Annotated in this window: 15 protein-coding genes; 5 read left to right on the top strand and 10 right to left on the bottom strand. The window is 72.4% G+C overall.

The window, feature by feature from the left end:
• Nucleotides 1–60 precede the first annotated feature (60 nt).
• Nucleotides 61–1,380 carry a bifunctional transcriptional activator/DNA repair enzyme AdaA gene (locus tag AC07EG_RS07990; protein WP_478252610.1) on the top strand — a complete coding sequence of 440 codons (1,320 nt, stop codon included), beginning with the start codon at nucleotides 61–63 and terminating at the stop codon, nucleotides 1,378–1,380.
• Nucleotides 1,377–1,874, top strand: coding sequence for a methylated-DNA--[protein]-cysteine S-methyltransferase (locus AC07EG_RS07985; RefSeq protein WP_478252284.1), 498 nt, complete (start codon nucleotides 1,377–1,379; stop codon nucleotides 1,872–1,874). Before AC07EG_RS07990 ends, AC07EG_RS07985 begins: the two co-directional genes overlap by 4 nt.
• On the opposite strand, the gene AC07EG_RS07980 is transcribed toward AC07EG_RS07985, so the two are convergent.
• Complete coding sequence (locus AC07EG_RS07980) at nucleotides 1,856–2,671, bottom strand: enoyl-CoA hydratase-related protein (protein ID WP_478252283.1); 816 nt, start codon at nucleotides 2,669–2,671, stop codon at nucleotides 1,856–1,858. The two genes, AC07EG_RS07985 and AC07EG_RS07980, sit on opposite strands and share 19 nt — an antisense overlap.
• 99 nt (nucleotides 2,672–2,770) lie before the next feature.
• Here AC07EG_RS07980 and AC07EG_RS07975 point away from each other — a divergent pair, with 99 nt between their 5' ends.
• Together AC07EG_RS07975 and AC07EG_RS07970 are read left to right on the top strand one after the other, a co-directional pair.
• A complete protein-coding gene (locus tag AC07EG_RS07975) occupies nucleotides 2,771–4,417 on the top strand; it encodes a class I adenylate-forming enzyme family protein (RefSeq protein WP_478252282.1) in 1,647 nt (548 codons plus the stop codon).
• 105 nt (nucleotides 4,418–4,522) lie between these two features.
• Nucleotides 4,523–5,152 (top strand): TetR/AcrR family transcriptional regulator, encoded by a 630-nt coding sequence (locus AC07EG_RS07970; RefSeq protein WP_478252281.1) that lies wholly within the window; start codon nucleotides 4,523–4,525, stop codon nucleotides 5,150–5,152.
• On the opposite strand, the gene AC07EG_RS07965 is transcribed toward AC07EG_RS07970, so the two are convergent.
• The 8 genes from AC07EG_RS07965 to AC07EG_RS07930 form a co-directional block, all read right to left on the bottom strand.
• Nucleotides 5,149–5,547, bottom strand: a complete 399-nt coding sequence (locus AC07EG_RS07965; RefSeq protein WP_478252280.1) for a DUF7715 family protein — start codon at nucleotides 5,545–5,547, stop codon at nucleotides 5,149–5,151. The genes AC07EG_RS07970 and AC07EG_RS07965 overlap by 4 nt on opposite strands.
• An 846-nt stretch (nucleotides 5,548–6,393) precedes the next feature.
• Complete coding sequence (locus AC07EG_RS07960; protein ID WP_478252279.1) at nucleotides 6,394–7,479, bottom strand: acyl-CoA dehydrogenase family protein; 1,086 nt, start codon at nucleotides 7,477–7,479, stop codon at nucleotides 6,394–6,396.
• Nucleotides 7,476–8,654, bottom strand: coding sequence for an acyl-CoA dehydrogenase family protein (locus AC07EG_RS07955; protein WP_478252278.1), 1,179 nt, complete (start codon nucleotides 8,652–8,654; stop codon nucleotides 7,476–7,478). The genes AC07EG_RS07960 and AC07EG_RS07955 overlap by 4 nt, the downstream gene beginning before the upstream one ends.
• Nucleotides 8,651–9,874 carry an acyl-CoA dehydrogenase family protein gene (locus tag AC07EG_RS07950; protein ID WP_478252609.1) on the bottom strand — a complete coding sequence of 408 codons (1,224 nt, stop codon included), beginning with the start codon at nucleotides 9,872–9,874 and terminating at the stop codon, nucleotides 8,651–8,653. Before AC07EG_RS07950 ends, AC07EG_RS07955 begins: the two co-directional genes overlap by 4 nt.
• Nucleotides 9,875–9,876: 2 nt before the next feature.
• Nucleotides 9,877–10,905 (bottom strand): phosphotransferase family protein, encoded by a 1,029-nt coding sequence (locus AC07EG_RS07945; protein WP_478252277.1) that lies wholly within the window; start codon nucleotides 10,903–10,905, stop codon nucleotides 9,877–9,879.
• A 78-nt stretch (nucleotides 10,906–10,983) separates the two neighbouring features.
• Nucleotides 10,984–11,436: a MaoC family dehydratase gene (locus AC07EG_RS07940; protein WP_478252276.1), complete on the bottom strand. Its 453-nt coding sequence runs from the start codon at nucleotides 11,434–11,436 to the stop codon at nucleotides 10,984–10,986.
• 5 nt (nucleotides 11,437–11,441) lie between these two features.
• Entirely contained in the window at nucleotides 11,442–12,203 is a 762-nt protein-coding gene (fabG, locus tag AC07EG_RS07935; RefSeq protein ID WP_478252275.1) for a 3-oxoacyl-ACP reductase FabG, read from the bottom strand.
• A gap of 74 nt (nucleotides 12,204–12,277) precedes the next feature.
• Complete coding sequence (locus tag AC07EG_RS07930) at nucleotides 12,278–12,970, bottom strand: DUF998 domain-containing protein (RefSeq protein WP_478252274.1); 693 nt, start codon at nucleotides 12,968–12,970, stop codon at nucleotides 12,278–12,280.
• A 174-nt stretch (nucleotides 12,971–13,144) separates the two neighbouring features.
• Here AC07EG_RS07930 and AC07EG_RS07925 point away from each other — a divergent pair, with 174 nt between their 5' ends.
• The gene (locus AC07EG_RS07925) at nucleotides 13,145–13,789 is read left to right on the top strand and encodes a FadR/GntR family transcriptional regulator (RefSeq protein ID WP_478252608.1); all 645 of its coding nucleotides are present in this window, start codon (nucleotides 13,145–13,147) and stop codon (nucleotides 13,787–13,789) included.
• Nucleotides 13,790–13,795: 6 nt separating this feature from the next.
• Here AC07EG_RS07925 and AC07EG_RS07920 read toward each other — a convergent pair whose 3' ends face one another.
• On the bottom strand, nucleotides 13,796–16,594 hold the full coding sequence (locus AC07EG_RS07920; RefSeq protein WP_478252273.1) for a helix-turn-helix transcriptional regulator: 2,799 nt from the start codon (nucleotides 16,592–16,594) through the stop codon (nucleotides 13,796–13,798).
• Nucleotides 16,595–16,729 lie beyond the last annotated feature (135 nt).

Genomic DNA, 16,729 nt, shown 5'->3' with positions numbered 1-16,729 from the left:
TTTTCGCTAGCGCGGCGGCGCGGGTCCGGCGATGCTGGTGCGGTGCGGGAAAACCAGGACGTGCACCAGGACACCGAGCGCTGCGTGCGGGCCGTGCGGTCGAAGGACGCCCGGTTCGACGGCTGGTTCTTCACCGCCGTGCTGACCACGCGCATCTACTGCCGCCCGAGTTGCCCGGTGGTCCCGCCCAAGGTGGAGAACATGCGGTTCCTGCCCAGCGCGGCAGCCGCGCAGCAGGCCGGGTTCCGCGCGTGCAAGCGCTGCCGCCCCGACGCGAGCCCCGGTTCACCGCGCTGGAACGAGCGTGCCGACCTGGTGGCCAGGGCGATGCGGCTGATCGCCGACGGGGTGGTCGACCGCCACGGCGTGGACGGGCTGGCGCGGCGCCTCGGCTACAGCGTGCGCCAGGTGCAGCGGCAGCTGCTGGCCGAACTCGGCGCCGGGCCGCTGGCGCTGGCCCGCGCGCAGCGGGCCCAGACCGCGCGCCTGCTGATCGAGACGAGCACCCTGCCGATGGGCGAGGTCGCGCTGGCCGCCGGGTTCGCCAGCCTGCGCACGTTCAACGACACCGTGCGCGAGGTCTTCGCGATGTCCCCGACCGAACTGCGGCGCCGCGCCGGGACCGGTGGCGGGGGTCCCGGGGTGCTGTCGCTGCGCCTGCCCTTCCGCGCCCCGCTGCACGCCGACGCGCTGTTCGCGACCCTCGCCGCCGAAGCGCTGCCGGGCGTGGAGGAGTGGCGTGACGGCGCGTACCGCCGCACGCTGCGGTTGCCGAACGGGCCGGGCATCGTCGCGCTGCGCCCGGCACCCGGGCACATCGCCGCCGACCTGTCGCTGACCGACCTGCGGGACCTGCACACCGCGATCAACCGCTGCCGCCGCCTGCTCGACCTCGACGCCGACCCGGCGGCCGTCGACGCCCAACTCGCCGAGGACGCCACCCTGGCCCCGCTGGTCGCGGCGGGCCCCGGCCGCCGGGTGCCGCGCACGGTGGACGGCGCGGAGTTCGCCATCCGGACGGTCGCGGGGGAGCGGGCGGCGGACCTGGCCGCCCGGCACGGCGACCCGGTCGGCGACCCCGCCGGCGGGCTTTCGCTGCTGTTCCCGGAACCGGCGCGACTGGTCGGCGAGGAACCGGTCGCGGAACTGGCGCGTGCCCTGGCCGGCGGTGAACTCGAACTCGGCGCGGGCAGCGACTGGGTGCGCGCCAGGCAGCGGCTGGCCGAAATCGTGCCGGACGAGGTGGAGCTGATCGCGATGCGTGCGCTGGGTGATCCCGACGCCTTCCCCCGGCCCGGTGACGGGCAGCGGTGGCGGCCGTGGCGGGCCTATGCCGCGCAATACCTGGAAAACCCCATCGAGGAAAGGGAAATCGCATGACCACCCGGGTGCACACGGTGGTGGACAGCCCCGTCGGCGCGCTGACCCTGGTCGCCGCCGGCGACCGGCTGGCCGGCCTCTACATGGAGCAGCAGCGCCACCGCCCGCCCCAGGAGAGCTTCGGCCACCGCGACGAGACGCCGTTCGCCGAGACCACCCTGCAGCTCAAGGAGTACTTCGCCGGGCAGCGCACCGAATTCGACCTGCCGCTGCACTTCGACGGCACCGAGTTCCAGCGTGCGGTGTGGACGGAGCTGTGCCGGATCCCGTTCGGGGAAACCGTTTCCTACGCCGAACTGGCGGCGAGGGTGGGCCGGCCGAGCGCGGTGCGCGCGGTCGGCGCGGCCAACGGCCGCAACCCGATCAGCATCGTGGTGCCGTGCCACCGGGTGATCGGCAGCGGCGGCAGCCTCACCGGCTACGGCGGCGGGCTGCCCCGCAAGGAGTACCTGCTCGCCTTCGAAGGCGTGCCCGGTCAGCTTTCGCTGGGGTAGGGCGGAAAAACCGGGGCCCGGCGCTCGTTCCAGCTGTGCACGCCCTCGGCGAGCTCGGGGCGGCCGAACGAGGCGAGCATCAGCTCCGTGGCGCGCCGGGCCGATTCGGCCAGTGGCATCGCGGCCTCCACCCGCACCTGCTCCTTGATCAGCGCCATCGACCGGGGTGCGCTGTGGGTGGCGAGTTCGCCCGCGTACGCGGTGGCCGCGCCGAGCAGTTCGTCCGCCGGGACGACCTCCTGCACCAGCCCGTAGTCCAGCGCCTGCGCCGCGGTGAACGTGCGCCCGGACAGCAGCAGGTCCAGCGCCCGGCCCCGGCCGACGAGTTCGGGCAGCAGTTTCGCGATGCCGTACTCGGCGATCAGCCCGCGCCGCACGAACGCGGTGGTGAACTTCGCGCCTTCGGCGGCGAACCGGACGTCGGCGGCGCAGGCGACCACGAAGCCGAGCCCGGCGCAGCCGCCGTTGATCGCGGCGACCACCGGTTTCGCCACCGCCGCCGCCGCGAGCACGTCGGCGTGGCCGCCTTCCCCGGCGGTCACGGCGTCCTCGGGCACCCCGGTGGCGCCGATGCTCGCCAGCGCGTCGAGATCGGCGCCGGGGCAGAACGAGCGGCCCGCGCCGGTGACCACCACCGCGCGCACCGCCGGATCCCGCTCGGCTTCCCGCAGGGTGTTGCCGTACCTCGTGCGCATCGCCGGGTCCATCGCGTTGTGCCGCCCGGGGCGGTCGAAGGTCAGCGTGGCGACCCCGGCCGCGGAAACGGCGTAGTGCACCCCGTCGGTGGTTTCGGTCATCGGGCACCTCCCTTTCCGCCCCAGACTAAGCGGTTGCTTAGGTCGGCGTCGAGGCGTAGCTTCGTCGATACCGACTGGTCGGTGCGTGATGGAGGACTGGTGAGCTGGTACGAGAGCAGGCCGTGGGTGGCGCAGTACGACCGGCGGTTGTTCGCCGCCGACCCGGTCTGGCACGACTCGGTGCTTTCGGCGTTCCGGCAGGCGGTCGCCGCGGCCCCCGACCGCGCCGCGATCGCCTACTTCGACGGCCGCCTCACCTACGCCGAGGTGGACCGGCTCAGCGACGGCGTGGCCGGCCACCTGCTGTCGCGGGGTTTCCGGCGCGGCGACCGGCTCGCGCTGATCCTGCAGAACATCCCGCAGTTCGTGCTGGCGCTGCTCGGCACCTGGAAGGCGGGCGGGGTGGTGGTGCCGGTCAACCCGATGTACCGGCAGGCCGAACTCGCGCACGTGTTCGCCGACGCCGGGGTGCGCGCGGTCGTCTGCTCACAACGCGGCTGGAACCGCGGGGTTTCCGAGGCGGCGCGGGACATCGAGATCGCGCTGACCACCAGCGAACTGGACCTGCAGACCCGCGACGACGACCGGGTGTTCGCCGCGGTGGTCGGTGAAGCCACCGAAGGCGCCGCCGATCTGCTCGACGTCGCCAACGACGCTCCCGGCACCCCGCCCGGCCCGGACCCCGGCGGTAGCGAAGTGGCGTTGATCAGCTACACCTCCGGCACCAGCGGCCTGCCGAAGGGCGCCACCAACACCCACCGCAACCTCGCGGTCAACGCCGGTTCGCTGCGGAACTTCAGCGGCATGGCCGAGGGCAGCACGCTGTTCGCGCTGGCGCCGCTGTTCCACATCACCGGCATGGTCTGCGAACTCGCGTCGGCCATCGACCTGGCGGGCACGCTGGTGCTGGCGTACCGGTTCGAACCGGGCGTGGTGCTCGACGCCTTCGCCGAGCACCGGCCCGCCTACACCGTCGGCCCGGCCACGGCGTACCTCGCGCTGATGTCGCACCCCGCGGCCGGCCGTGAGCACTTCGCCTCCTTCGAACTGCTCTACTCCGGCGGCGCCGCCCTGCCGCCGGCCGTGGTCAAGACCTTCGAGGAACGGTTCGGCCACTACCTGCACAACGGCTACGGCCTCACCGAAACCACCGCGGGCTGCATCACGGTGCCCGCGTCCCTGCGCGCGCCGATCGACCCGGGATCCGGCACCATCTCCGTCGGCCTGCCGACCCCGGACACCGTGGTGCGCATCCTCGACGACCGCGGTGCCGAGGTCCCGCCGGGACAGCCGGGGGAGATCGTGATCGAGGGGCCGACGGTGGTGCCCGGCTACTGGAACCGGCCCGCCGACACCGCCGCCGCGTTGCCTTCGGGCCGCCTGCGCACCGGCGACATCGGGTTCATGGACACCGGCGGCTGGGTGTACGTGGTCGACCGCAAGAAGGACATGATCAACGCCTCGGGCTTCAAGGTGTGGCCGCGCGAGGTGGAGGACGTGCTCTACACCCATCCGGCGGTGCGGGAAGCCGCCGTGGTCGGCGTGCCGGACGACTACCGCGGCGAGACGGTGAAGGCCTACGTCAGCGCGCGGCCGGGGCAGCGGCCGGACCCCCGCGAGCTGATCGGCTACTGCGCCGAACGACTGGCCGCCTACAAGTACCCGCGTTCGATCGAGGTGCTCGACGAGCTGCCGAAGACGGTCAGTGGCAAGATCCTGCGCCGGGAGTTGCGGGCCCGGGGGTGACCGCCGGGGCGGTGTACGTACGGTGATCATCGTCTCGGTACGCTCGGCGCCTGCGCAGGGAGGGCTCGCCGCAGGTGAGCCGGGTGACGGGAAGGGGGCCGGGCGATGACTCGGGCCAACGCGGGCAAGCCGGGCACCACCGTGGAGGAGAACGGTTACGCTCCGGGGTCGGTACCGCGGCGGCTGCTTTCGGTGGCCACCAAGCTGTTCGCGAAGAAGGGTTTCGACCGGACTTCGGTGCAGGAGATCGTCGAGGCGGCCGGGGTCACCAAGGGCGCGATGTACCACTACTTCGGCTCGAAGGACGACCTGCTCTACGAGATCTACGCGCGGGTGCTGCGGGAGCAGACCGAGCAGCTGGAACGGCTGGTGGCCGGGGACGCGCCGCTGCCCGAACGGCTCAGCGCCGCCGCGTCGGACGTGGTGGTCAGCACGATCGCCAACCTCGACGACGCCACCATCTTCATGCAGTCGATGCACCACCTCAGCCCGGAGAAGCAGAAGTCGGTGCGGGCCGAGCGCCGCAAGTACCACGAACGCTTCCGCTCGCTGATCGAGGAGGGGCAGGCCAGCGGCGAGTTCCGCGCCGACAAGCCCGCGGACCTGGTGCTGGACTTCTTCTTCGGCGGCGTGCACCACCTCGGCTCGTGGTACCGCCGCAGCGGCTCGCTGTCCGCCCAGCAGGTCGGCGACCACTACGCCGACCTCCTGCTGTCGGCGCTGCGGCCGGTCTAGCGCTGCCTCCGGTACGGCACGACGGCCCGGGGGAAGATGTCGTCGAGGCGGCGTTCGACCACCGTGCCCGCCGGGTAGTGCGCGGCCAGCCGGAGCAGGCTGGCCGCCAGCTCCCCGGCGATGTCCGCCGGGTAACCCTGCTGGTCCAGGCTGGAACGGATGGCCTCGGTGTAGTCGGCCTCGGTGAACCCCGGCCGGTCCACCACCATCGCCGTGGTCCCGGCGCGGTGGGAGTTCAGCCCGGAGAAGGCGCGGCCGCAGCCGCAGCCCCCGTCCGGATCGGCCTGGTCCGCACTGCAGACCAGGCCCACCCAGACCAGTTCACCGTCGACGCAGTAGCTGAAGTCGTTCCGGCGTGTGCCCTGGGTCACCGAAGTGGCGACGAGCAGTCTCATGACGGGCCTCCTCCCGGCTCGGCTGAACCAATCGCACCAGGAGTACCACCCGCCACCGACAGTTTTGGTGGCCGTGCCTCCGGCACGGCGGGTGAGGTCGCTGTTGAACCGGCCCCCACTCCAGACACCGGCGCGACCTCACGAGGGGTTCAGGGTGTCGGGAGGTTTATCGGGGTGGTGGGGGGCATCGGCGCTGCCTTGTGGGGGTGGGCTGCTCAGGTTGCGGGGGCTGGCCGGGCCGGTTGGTGCGGCCTGGTGGACATCGGCGCGACCTCCGGGGCAGGTTGCCGAGCTGGTCGGTGCGGCCTGGTGGACAGCGGTGCTGCCGCTCGGAGGAGGTGGTTCAGGTCGCTGGGAGGTCTGCCAAGCCGGTCGGTGCGATCGCGCGGCCGCACCGGGGCGGGTTGCCGGGAGGTCGGCCGGGCTGGTTGGTGCGGTCCGGTGGGTGTGGCGCGGTCGCACCGGGGCGGGTTGCCGGGAGGTCGGCCGGGCTGGTTGGTGCGGTCCGGTGGGTGTGGCGCGGCCTCGCCGGGGTGAGTTGCCGGAAGGTCCACCGGGTCGGTGGTGGGTGTGGCGCGGCCGCACCGGGGCAGGGCGCTGGAAGGTCCACCAGGCCCGGTTGGTGCGGCTTGGTGGACGGTGGCGCGGGAGCAGGGGGCGGGTTGCCGGGAGATCGACCGGGCCGGGCAGGTGCGGCCCGGTGGACATCGGCGCGGCCTCATCGGGGGTGTGGGTCCACCAAGTCGGTTGGTGCGGCTTGGTGGACGGTGGCGCGGGAGCACGGGGCGGGTTGCCGGGAGGTCCACCGGGCCGGGCAGGTGCGGCCCGGTGGACATCGGCGCGGCCTCACAAGGGGGGCAGGTCCACCAGGCCGGCCAGGGCGGCTCGGTGCCGTCCGGCGGTGCCCAGGGTGAGCTGGTCGGCCTTCGCCCGCTTCAGGTACAGGTGCGCCGGGTGCTCCCAGGTCATGCCGATCCCGGCGTGCAGCTGGACGCACTCCTCCGCCGCGTGCACCGCGACCTCCGAGCACAGCGCCTGCGCCACCGCCGCCGCCACCGGCAGGTCCGGGTCCCGCCGGGCCAGGCAGTCCGCGGCGTAGCGCGCCGCGGCGCGGGCCGAGACCAGTTCCAGCCACAGGTCGGCGAGCCGGTGCTTGAGCGCCTGGAACGAACCCACCGGGCGGCCGAACTGGTACCGCCCCTTGAGGTAGCGCACCGTCTCCTCGAGGCACCAGTCCGCCAGCCCCAGCTGCTCCGACGCCAGCAGCGCGGACCCGGCGGTCAACGCCGCGGTCAGCGCTGCGGTGGCCGCCTCGCCGGTCGCGATCGGGGTGCCCCGCGCGCCGGAGAAGGTCACGTCGGCGACCCGGCGGGTCAGGTCCAGCGAGACCAGTTCCGACACGGTGAACCCGGAGTCCACCACATACAGCCCGTCACCGGCGGGCACGACGAGGTACTCCGCGACCGAGGCGTCGGCGACCGTGCCCACCCGGCCGGTCAGCACCCCGTCCGCCACCTCCACCGCGGGCTTGAACCCGCCCGGTGTGGTGGACAGCGGCACGGCCAGCGCCGCGGTCGCGGTGCCCGACGCCAGTTCGCCCAGCAGTTCGTGGTCCGTGCCGGAAGCGAGCAGGGCGTTGGTGGCCAGCACCGTGCTGCCGAGGAACGGCACCGGCGCCACGCTGCGGCCCAGTTCCTCGGCCACCAGCGCGACCTCCCGCGCCGACGCCCCGTGCCCGCCGCGGTCCTCGGGCACCTGCAGCCCGGCCGCCCCCAGGTCACCGGCCAGCGCCCGCCACAGCTCCAGGTCGTACGGCTCGGCGCTCTCGGCCCGCTTCAGCAGCGCCGGCGGCTCGCAGTGGGCGGCGAGCAGCGAGCGCACGCTCGCCCGCAGGTCTTCCTCGACTTCGGAGTACAGCAGGTCCGCGGTCATCGGGGCAGGTCCTTCCAGGCGACGTCCTTGTCCACGCGCGGCTCGGACGGCAGCCCGAGCACCCGCTCCGAGATGATGTTGCGCAGGACCTCCGAGGTGCCGCCCTCGATCGAGTTCCCCTTGGCCCGCAGGTAGCGGTACCCGGCCTCGCGCCCGGTGAAGTCCACCTTGTCCGGACGGCGCATCGTCCAGTCGTCGTAGCGCAGGCCCTCTTCGCCGAGCAACTCCAGTTCCAGGCCGGAGATCTCCTGGTTCAGCGTGGAGAAGGCGAGCTTCATCGCCGAGCCCTCGGGACCGGGTGAGCCGGCGGCGAGCTGCTGGCGCAGCCGTGCCCCGGCCAGCCGCACGCCCTCCGAGCGCACCCACAACCGCAGCAGCCGGTCGTGCAGTTCCGGCGTGCGCAGCTCCGGGCGCTCGCGCCACAGCTTCGCCGCGATGCCGATCATGCCGCCTTCACGCGGGATGGCGTGCCCGCCGATCGCGACGCGTTCGTTCATCAGCGTGGTCTGCGCGACGCGCCAGCCGTCGCCGACCTCGCCGAGCCGGTTCGCGTCCGGGATGCGGACCCCGGTCAGGAAGACCTCGTTGAACTCCGCCTCACCGGTGATCTGGCGCAGCGGCCGGACCTCCACGCCGGGGGCGTGCATGTCGCAGATGAAGTAGGTCATGCCCTGGTGCTTGGGCACGTCGGGATTGCTGCGGGTGACCAGGATGGCGAACCGGGCGGTGTGCGCGCTGGAGGTCCACACCTTCTGCCCGGTGACCACCCAGTCTTCCCCGTCGCGCACCGCGCGGGTGCCCAGCGCGGCCAGGTCCGAACCGGCGCCTGGCTCGGAGAACAGCTGGCACCACACTTCCTCACCGGTCCACAGTGGACGCAGATAGCGCTCGCGCTGCTCTTCGGTGCCGAACCGGAGGATGGTCGGCGCGGCCATGCCCAGCCCGATGCCGATGCGGCGCGGATCGTTGTCCGGAGCGCCCGCGGCGGCCAGTTCGGCGTCCACGACGGACTGCAGCGCCCGCGGCGCGTCGAGCCCGCCGAGCCCCACCGGGAAGTGCACCCAGGCCAGCCCGGCGTCGAACCGGGCCCGCAGGAACGCCGGCCGGTCGCTGGAGTCGTGCTCGGCGAGCAGCTTCTTGGTGCGCTCGCGCAATTCCTCCGCGGTGACGCTCATTTGGCACGCTCCGTCCGGTACTGCTTGAGTTCGCGGTGGGCCAGCGAGCGCTTGTGCACCTCGTCCGGGCCGTCGGCCAGGCGCAGCATGCGCGCGGACATCCACAGCTCGGCCAGCGGGAAGTCCTGGCTGACCCCGCCGGCGCCGTGGGCCTGGATGGCCTTGTCGATGATCCACTCCACCGAGGCGGGGGTGGCGATCTTGATCGACTGGATCTCGGTGTGCGCGCCCTGGTTGCCCACGGTGTCCATCAGCCACGCGGTCTTGAGCACCAGCAGCCGCAGCTGCTCGATGCGCACCCGCGATTCGGCGATCCAGTCCTGGACCACGCCCTGCTCGGCGATCGGCTTGCCGAAGGCGGACCGCGACAGCGTGCGCTCGCACATCAGCTTCAGCGCGCGCTCGGCCATGCCGATCAGCCGCATGCAGTGGTGGATCCGGCCGGGGCCGAGCCGGGCCTGGGCGATGGCGAACCCGCTGCCCTCCTCGGTGAGCAGGTTCTCCGCGGGCACCCGAACGTTCTCGAAGACGATCTCGGCGTGCCCGCCGTGGTCGCCGTCGCTGTAGCCGAAGACCTTCATGCCGCGCTTGATGGTCAGGCCCGGCGTGTCGCGCGGCACCAGGATCATGCTCTGCTGCTTGTGCGGCGCGGCGTCCGGATCGGTTTTGCCCATCACGATGAAGATCTGGCAGTTCGGGTTCATCGCGCCGGAGATGAACCACTTCCGGCCGTTGATCACGTACTCGTCGCCGTCGCGCTCGATCCGGGTGGCGATGTTGCGCGCGTCGGAGGAGGCCACGTCCGGCTCGGTCATCGCGAACGCCGAGCGGATCTCGCCCTCCAGCAACGGTTCCAGCCACTGCTTGCGCTGCTGCTCGTTGCCGAACATGGCGAGCACCTCCATGTTCCCGGTGTCCGGGGCGGCGCAGTTCAGCGCGGCCGGGGCCAGCCGCGGGCTGTGCCCGGTGATCTCCGCCAGCGGCGCGTACTGCAGGTTGGTCAGGCCGCCGCCGTGCTCGCCGGGCAGGAAGAAGTTCCACAGCCCGCGCCGCCGCGCCTCGGCCTTGAGCTCCTCGACGACCGGCACACCGGCCCACTCGCTGTCGCGCTCGGCGAGCTGCTCCTCGAACACCGCCTCGGCCGGGTAGACGTGCTCGTCCATGAAGGACAGCAGGCGCTCCCGCAGCTCCTCGGTCTTCGCGTCGTAGGCGAATTCCATCGTCACTTCTCCTCTTTGAGAATCTCGTTGCCGTGTGCGACCAGCGGAGCCACGCCCGCCCCGACCTTCTCGAAGCCCTCGCCCACCGTTTTCCCCTGCGTGAAGCGGAAGTAGATGCCTTCGAGGATCACCGCGAGCTTGAAGAAGGCGAAGCCGACGTACCAGTTCAGCTTCGACACGTCCCGGCCGGAGCGTTCGGCGTAGCGGGCGACCACCTCGTCCGCGCTCGGGTACCCGGCCGCCGAGGTGGCGCTGGAGACAAAACCGAGGTTCACCGCGTCCCGCTCGGCGTAGGCCAGCAGGAGCGCGACGTCGGTGAGCGGGTCGCCGAGGGTGGACATCTCCCAGTCCAGCACCGCGTTGATCCGGTCGTCCGCCCCGACCAGCACGTTGTCCAGCCGGAAGTCACCGTGGACCACGGTGGGCGGCGGCGAGACCGGCACCGCGGCGGCCAGCCGGTCGTGCAGCCGGTCGATGCCGGGGACCTCGCGGCTGCGCGAGCCGTCCAGCTGCTTCTTCCAGCGCCGCAGCTGCCGTTCGAGGAAGCCGTCCGGGCGGCCGAAATCGCTCAGGCCCACCGCGTCCGGGTCCACCGCGTGCAGTTCGACCAGGGTGTCCACCAGCGCCAGCGCGATGTCGCGGGTGCGCTGCTCGCCGAGCGCCTCCATCTCCGCGCGGGCGCGGTACGGCGTGCCCGGCACGAACTCCATCAGGTAGAACGGCGCGCCGAGCACCTCGGTGTCCTGGCACAGCAGCAGGGTCTCGGGCACCGGCACCGGGGTGTCGTGCAGCGCGGTGATCACCCGGTGCTCGCGCACCATGTCGTGCGCGGTGGGCAGCACGTGACCGAGCGGCGGCCGGCGCACCACCCACCGGCCGGTGCCGTCGCCGACCACGTAGGTGAGGTTGGAGCGGCCACCCTCGACCACCGTGCCGTGCAGCGGGCCGGACAGCAGTCCGGGCAGCACCTCGTCCACGTGCGCGCGCAGGCGCTCGAGGTCGAGTCCTGGCAGGTCTTCGCGGGTGGCCATCTGCTCTCCTGTCAAAGATCGATCGGTCCCGGTAGCATACCGACTAGTCGGTATGGAGTACAGCCGGGTGGGCGGGGCTCAGCGGATCAGCCGGGCGACGGTTTCGGCCACGCACGCGGGTTTCGCCTCGCCGTCGATTTCGATCGTCCACCGCACCACCGCCTGCTTGCCGCCGGTCACGTCGGTCACCTCGGTCAGTTCGGCACCGGCCCGGACCTTCGAGCCGACCTTCACCGGCTGCGGGAACCGCACCTTGTTCAGGCCGTAGTTGATGCCCATGGACAGCCCGTCCACCCGGTAGATGTCCTGGCCGAACCGCGGGATCAGCGACAGGGTCAGGTAACCGTGCGCGATGGTGCCGCCGAACGGCCCGGCCGCGGCGCGCTCGGTGTCGAGGTGGATCCACTGGTGGTCACCGGTGGCGTCGGCGAACAACTGGACCTGTTCCTGGGTGATCCGAACCCAGTCGCTGTAGCCGAGGTGCTCGCCGGCCGCGGCGGCGAAGGCGTCGACGTCGGGGAAGGTACGCATCGGCCTCAGTCCTTCGGCCCGCCGGCCACGTAGATGACCTGGCCGGAGACGAAGCCGGCGCCTTCGCTGACCAGGAACGAGGCCACGTTGGCGATGTCGGCCGGCTCACCGACGCGGCGCACCGGGATCTGCTCGGCGGCGGCCTTCTTGAAGTCCTCGAAGTCCATGCCCACGCGCTCGGCGGTGGCGGCGGTCATGTCGGTGGCGATGAAGCCCGGCGCGATGGCGTTCGCCGTGACGCCGAACTTGCCCAGTTCGATGGCCAGCGTCTTGGTGAAGCCCTGCAGCCCGGCCTTCGCCGCGGAGTAGTTGGCCTGGCCGCGGTTGCCCAGCGCCGAGGTGCTCGACAGGTTCACGATCCGGCCCCAGCCCTGCTCGGTCATGTGCTTCTGGACCGCCCTGGTCATCAGGAACGACCCGCGCAGGTGCACGCCGATGACCGAGTCCCAGTCCTGGTCGGTCATCTTGAACAGCAGGTTGTCCCTGGTGATGCCGGCGTTGTTGACCAGCACCGTCGGCGGGCCGAGTTCGGCGGCCACCTGGGCGACCGCGGCCTCGACCTGCTCGGCGTCGCTGACGTCGAGGCCGACGCCGAGCGCGCGGCCACCGCCCGCGGTCAGCGTTTCGGCGCCCTGCTCGACGGCGCCGGCGTCCAGGTCCAGCAGCCCGACGGCGAAACCGTCCGCGGCCAGCCGCGCGGCCACCGCCGCGCCGATGCCGCGACCGGCACCGGTGACGATCGCGACACGGGAAGGGGACTGGGTCACTTGTTCCTCCTGAAGCGAGTACGAAGAGCGCGACGGCTTCGAGCATGCGCCGGGCCGCCGCGCTAAGCAAGCGCTTAGGAAGTTACCGCGACAGGTTCGTCCTCAGGTGTGACCTGCGTCATGCCCGGCGCCCCGCCCGGGCGGAGGGCGCCGAAGCCGAGCGCGGCGATCGCGAACACCTCGTTCAGCGCCATCAGCCGCTCCACCAGGCCCAGCGGCACGAAGGTCCACCACGGCTCGCCACCCGCCAGCATGTTCACCACACCGGCCAGGATCGAGCCGAACCACAGCAGCGAAGTGAGGCCGAAGAACACCGTGAGCCGGCGCGCGGCGGGGGAGTGCCGGAACACCGTGCGGGCCCCGAAGATGACCGCCAGCGGCAGCGCGACGAAGGCGGCCACGCTGGCGTAGCGGTGGATGGTGCCGCCGAGGCTCGGGCCGATCGCCCAGTTCGTCTTCGGGAACGCCACGATCAGCAGCAGGCTGGCCGTCCACACCGCGCCGAACACGCTCGCGGCGGAGAACCGCTCGACCAGGCCGCGCCGGATCAGCGCGTAGAACAACGCGGCCGAGCCGACGGCCACCAGCGCCACACCGAGGTCGAAGATCCAGCGGCTGTCGGTGAGCGCGTACTGGCTGATGGTGCGGCGCACCGGGCTGATGCCGGCGGTGCCCGGCAGCACGTGCAGCAGGGCGAGAAGGACGACGCCGGTGGCCAGGGCGGCGAACCCGGCCACGGCGTCGGCCGGGGAGGGGCGGGCGGTCATGGAACTCCTCGGGTCGAATGTCCGGTTCCGAGGGTATGGAGCGAACATGACGAAATCCTGAGAGCAAGCTGTCGACCGGCTGCTTGACACCGGGTGGCCGCCGTGTCACGTTGTATCGCCATGAGCCTGTCAGACAGGCGGACAGGCGCTGCGCCACCGCGCCGGGTGACCGCGATGGAGGCCGTGCTCGGCGAAATCCGGGCCGCCATCGAACGCGGGGAGTACGGGGTCGGCGACAAGCTGCCGGCGGAGGCGTCGCTGGCGCAGTCGTTCGGGGTCAGCCGGTCGGTGATCCGGGAGGCCCTGCGGGCTTCGGCGGCGCTCGGGCTGACGGTTTCGCGCACCGGCAAGGGCACCTACGTGCAGGCGGCGGGCGTGGCGCCGAACCCCACCTTCGGCTCGTACTCGGCGCGGGACCTGCTCGAAGTGCGGCGGCACGTGGAGATCCCCGTGGCGGGTTACGCCGCCCGCCGCCGCGCCGCCGGCGACCTCGACCGGCTCGGTTCGCTCGTTTCCCGGATGCGGCAGGAAACCGACGACACCGCCTGGGTCGCGCTGGACACCGTGTTCCACATCAGCGTCGCGCAGGCTTCGGGGAACCCGGTGTTCGCGAAGGTCATCGAAGACATCCGGGACGCGCTGCGGCAGCAGTCGTTCTTCCTCAACCAGTTCGCCGACCGCCGGACCCGCTCGGACCACGAGCACGAGGCGATCGTCGGCGCCATCGGCACCGGTTCCGCGGAGGCCGCCGAAGCCGCCATGACCACCCACCTCGACCAGGTCGAACGCACCCTCACCACGATCATCACCCCGGCCTGACCCGGTTCAGAACGGGGTGGTGGAGCCGACCAGGGACTGGGTGAGCTGGTTCCGGCGGGAGATGCCGAGCTTGCGGTAGATGTTGGTCAGGTGGAATTCGATGGTGCGGCGGCTGAGCACCAGCGCCTGCGCGATCTCCGGATTGCTCTTGCCCTGGGCGGCGAGCGTGGCGATGTTGTGCTCCCGCCGGGTGAGCACCTGCGGCTGCGCGGTGGCGGGGGAGTGCAGCTGCTGGTGGATCCGGCCGGCCAGGGCGATGGCACCGCAGCTGGTGGCCGTCGACATGGCCTGGTGCAGCATGGCGGGCGACTGCTCACCGCCGAGGTGCACCGCGAGTTCCGCTTGCGCCTGCGCGAATTCCAGCTTCGCCTGGGAGCGGCCGAGCACCTCGACGGCCTCGGTCAGCAGGTCCGCCGAACGCGCGTCCTCGGTGACCGTGGCGGCGGTGTGCAGCGCGATGCCGAGCATGCGCGGCAGCCCGCGCTTGCGCGCGAAGGCCAGCTGGGTCTTCGCCAGCAGGATGGCCTCTTCGTGGTTGCCGAGCTGGAACTGCGCCAGCGCGGCGGGCACGCGCCACGGGAGCTGCGGGTGGTCGACGTAGCCGAACCGCTCCAGCCGCCGCCCGCAGTCGAGCTGGTCGGTCAGCGCCGCGGTGTGGTTGCCCAGTGACGCGTGCAGCAGTCCCCGCCCGTGCAGCGCCAGGCAGGTGCGCAGGTAGGTCGACTTGGCGATGTGCCGGTGCCGCGCCAGCAGCCGCTCGGCGGCCTCGGTGTCGTGCTGCACCGCGGCCAGCCGCATCTCGGTGCCGTCGAGCAGCGCCGGGATGATGCCGCGCCGGATCTCGAAGGCCTCCAGCTCGTCCCGCGCGGCCTGCGCGTCCGACCGCGCCGCGGTGAGCTGGCCGATCTGGTACCGGATGTCCGCGCAGTAGGCGCTGGCCAGCCCGGTCGCCAGCGGCAGGCTGCGCCTGCGGTCGTCGAGCACCTCCTCGCAGATCTGCAGCGCGAGGTCGTATTCCTCCAAATTGGACAGTGCGCTGACCACCGCGCCGAACGCGCGCAGTTCGCCGAGGTCGTTCAGCGGGCCCGGCGGTGTCGAGTCCAGTGCCAGCCGCCGCAGGGCCGCGGCCGACATGTGGTCCAGCGCCACCGCACCGTGTTCGGCCACGAAGGCGTTCAGCCTGCGCCGCGCCTGCGGTGTGGAACTGTTGCGGCGCCGCAGGTTCGCCAGCCGCTGCGGCACCGTGGTCGCGGTGTGCGGATCGTGCCTGGACAGGTAGAGGATCTCGGTTTCCAGTTCCGAAGCCAGTTCCGGGTGCTCCGGGTCGAGCCGGTCGACCGCGTTCTGCAGCACGTTCAGCGATTCGCGGAACCGGTCGCATTCGGACAGGGCACCGGCCAGCAGGGCCGCCACCGCGGCCTGGCGCTCCGGTGCCGCGGACTCCGCCTCCACCACGCTCAGGTGCTGCACGGCCGCGGGCGGATCGACGTGGATCTCCGCCGCGCCCAGTTCGGACAGCACCTCGTCGCGCTGCTCGGGCGTGAGCGGTTCGTGCAGCACCCGGCGCAGGTGGACCACGGCGGTGTTCGGGTCGCCGTCGGCGATCGCCTCCCTGGCCGCGGCCAGCAGCGTGCGCACCGCCCAGTCCTGGCCGATCTGACGGGTTTCCTGCAGGTGCGCGGCGACGCGGGCGCACGGCGCGTGCACCCCGTTGAGGAACCGGGCGGCCTTGGTGTGCGCGGTGTGCAGGTCCTGCGGGGTCAGCCGGCAGGCGATCGCGGCCTGGATGCCGCGCTCGGTGAAGGAAAGCGCTTCGGTGTCGGCGAGCAGGTTCATCTCACGCAGCCGCCGCGCGGCCCAGAAGGTGGCCGAGGCGGGCAGCCCGGCCACCGCGGCGGCCAGTTCCAGGTCGGCGTCGGTGCCCTCCAGCGCGGCGATCGCCTGCGCCAGCGCCACCAGCGCGGTGTCCTCCTGCGCCAGCCGGTGGTAGACCGTGGCCGCCAGTTCCTGCGCGCCGAACCGGGACAGGTCCAGCCGCTCGCCGCGGGTGCCCGCGGCCCGGCACGAGCGCAGCAGCCCTTCCAGCAGCGCCGGGTTGCCCGCGGTGACGGTGTGGCAGGTGCGGACGAACTCGGCGGAGACGTCCTCGCCGAGCACCTCGGTGACCAGGCCGGTGAGCGCGTCGGTGTCCAGCCCGCCGACCTCCAGCTGCTCGGCCCCGGTCACCCCGGGTGCCCGGCGGAACGGGCCCCCCTCGGTCCCGCGGGTGCTCGCGGTGAAGATGCCGATCCGCTGCCCGGACAGCCGCCGGGACACGTAGTCGAGCCACTGGGTGGACAGCGGATCCGCGAAGTGCACGTCGTCGACCACCAGCAGCAGCGGTGCCCCCTCGGCGAGGTACCGGCACAGGTGCCACAGGGAGTGGAAGGTGGAGTGCAGGTCGACCGCGGTGGCCGACGGACCGGCCTCCAGCACCTCCACGGCGAAGGCGGCGGCGCCCTCGAGCAGCCGCGCGCGTTCCGCCGCGCCCGCCTCGAACACCGTGCCCTCCAGCAACTGGCGCACCACCCCGAAGGCGAAGTCGCGTTCCAGGCGGGCCGACCGCGCGGTGAGCACGCGGAACCCGCGGGCGGTGGCCTCGGCGGTGGCCGCGGTGAGCAGGGCGGTCTTGCCCGCTCCGGCGGCTCCGGCCAGGTTCAGGATGGCGGGGCGGCCGGCGGCCACCGCGTCGAGGCGGCCGCCGATCGCGCACAACTGCTCGGCACGTCCGCGAAGCCGCGGCTCGTGCGGGACGGAACCCTCCACGGCTACCTCCCGTGTGCTGTTTCCGGCCCGGGGTGTGCGCGACGGCCAGCGCCCTGTCCGGCTGTCCGACAGGTATCCGGGGGACCCTGTCACCGGAGCGGGAGCACTGTCAAGGCGGGCCGGTCGGTCCTGGTT

The sequence above is a fragment of the Amycolatopsis sp. NPDC045836 genome (assembly GCF_056431745.1).
The sequence above is the reverse complement of the archived record's forward strand: the minus strand, read 5'-3'. Positions and strand labels throughout refer to the sequence as shown.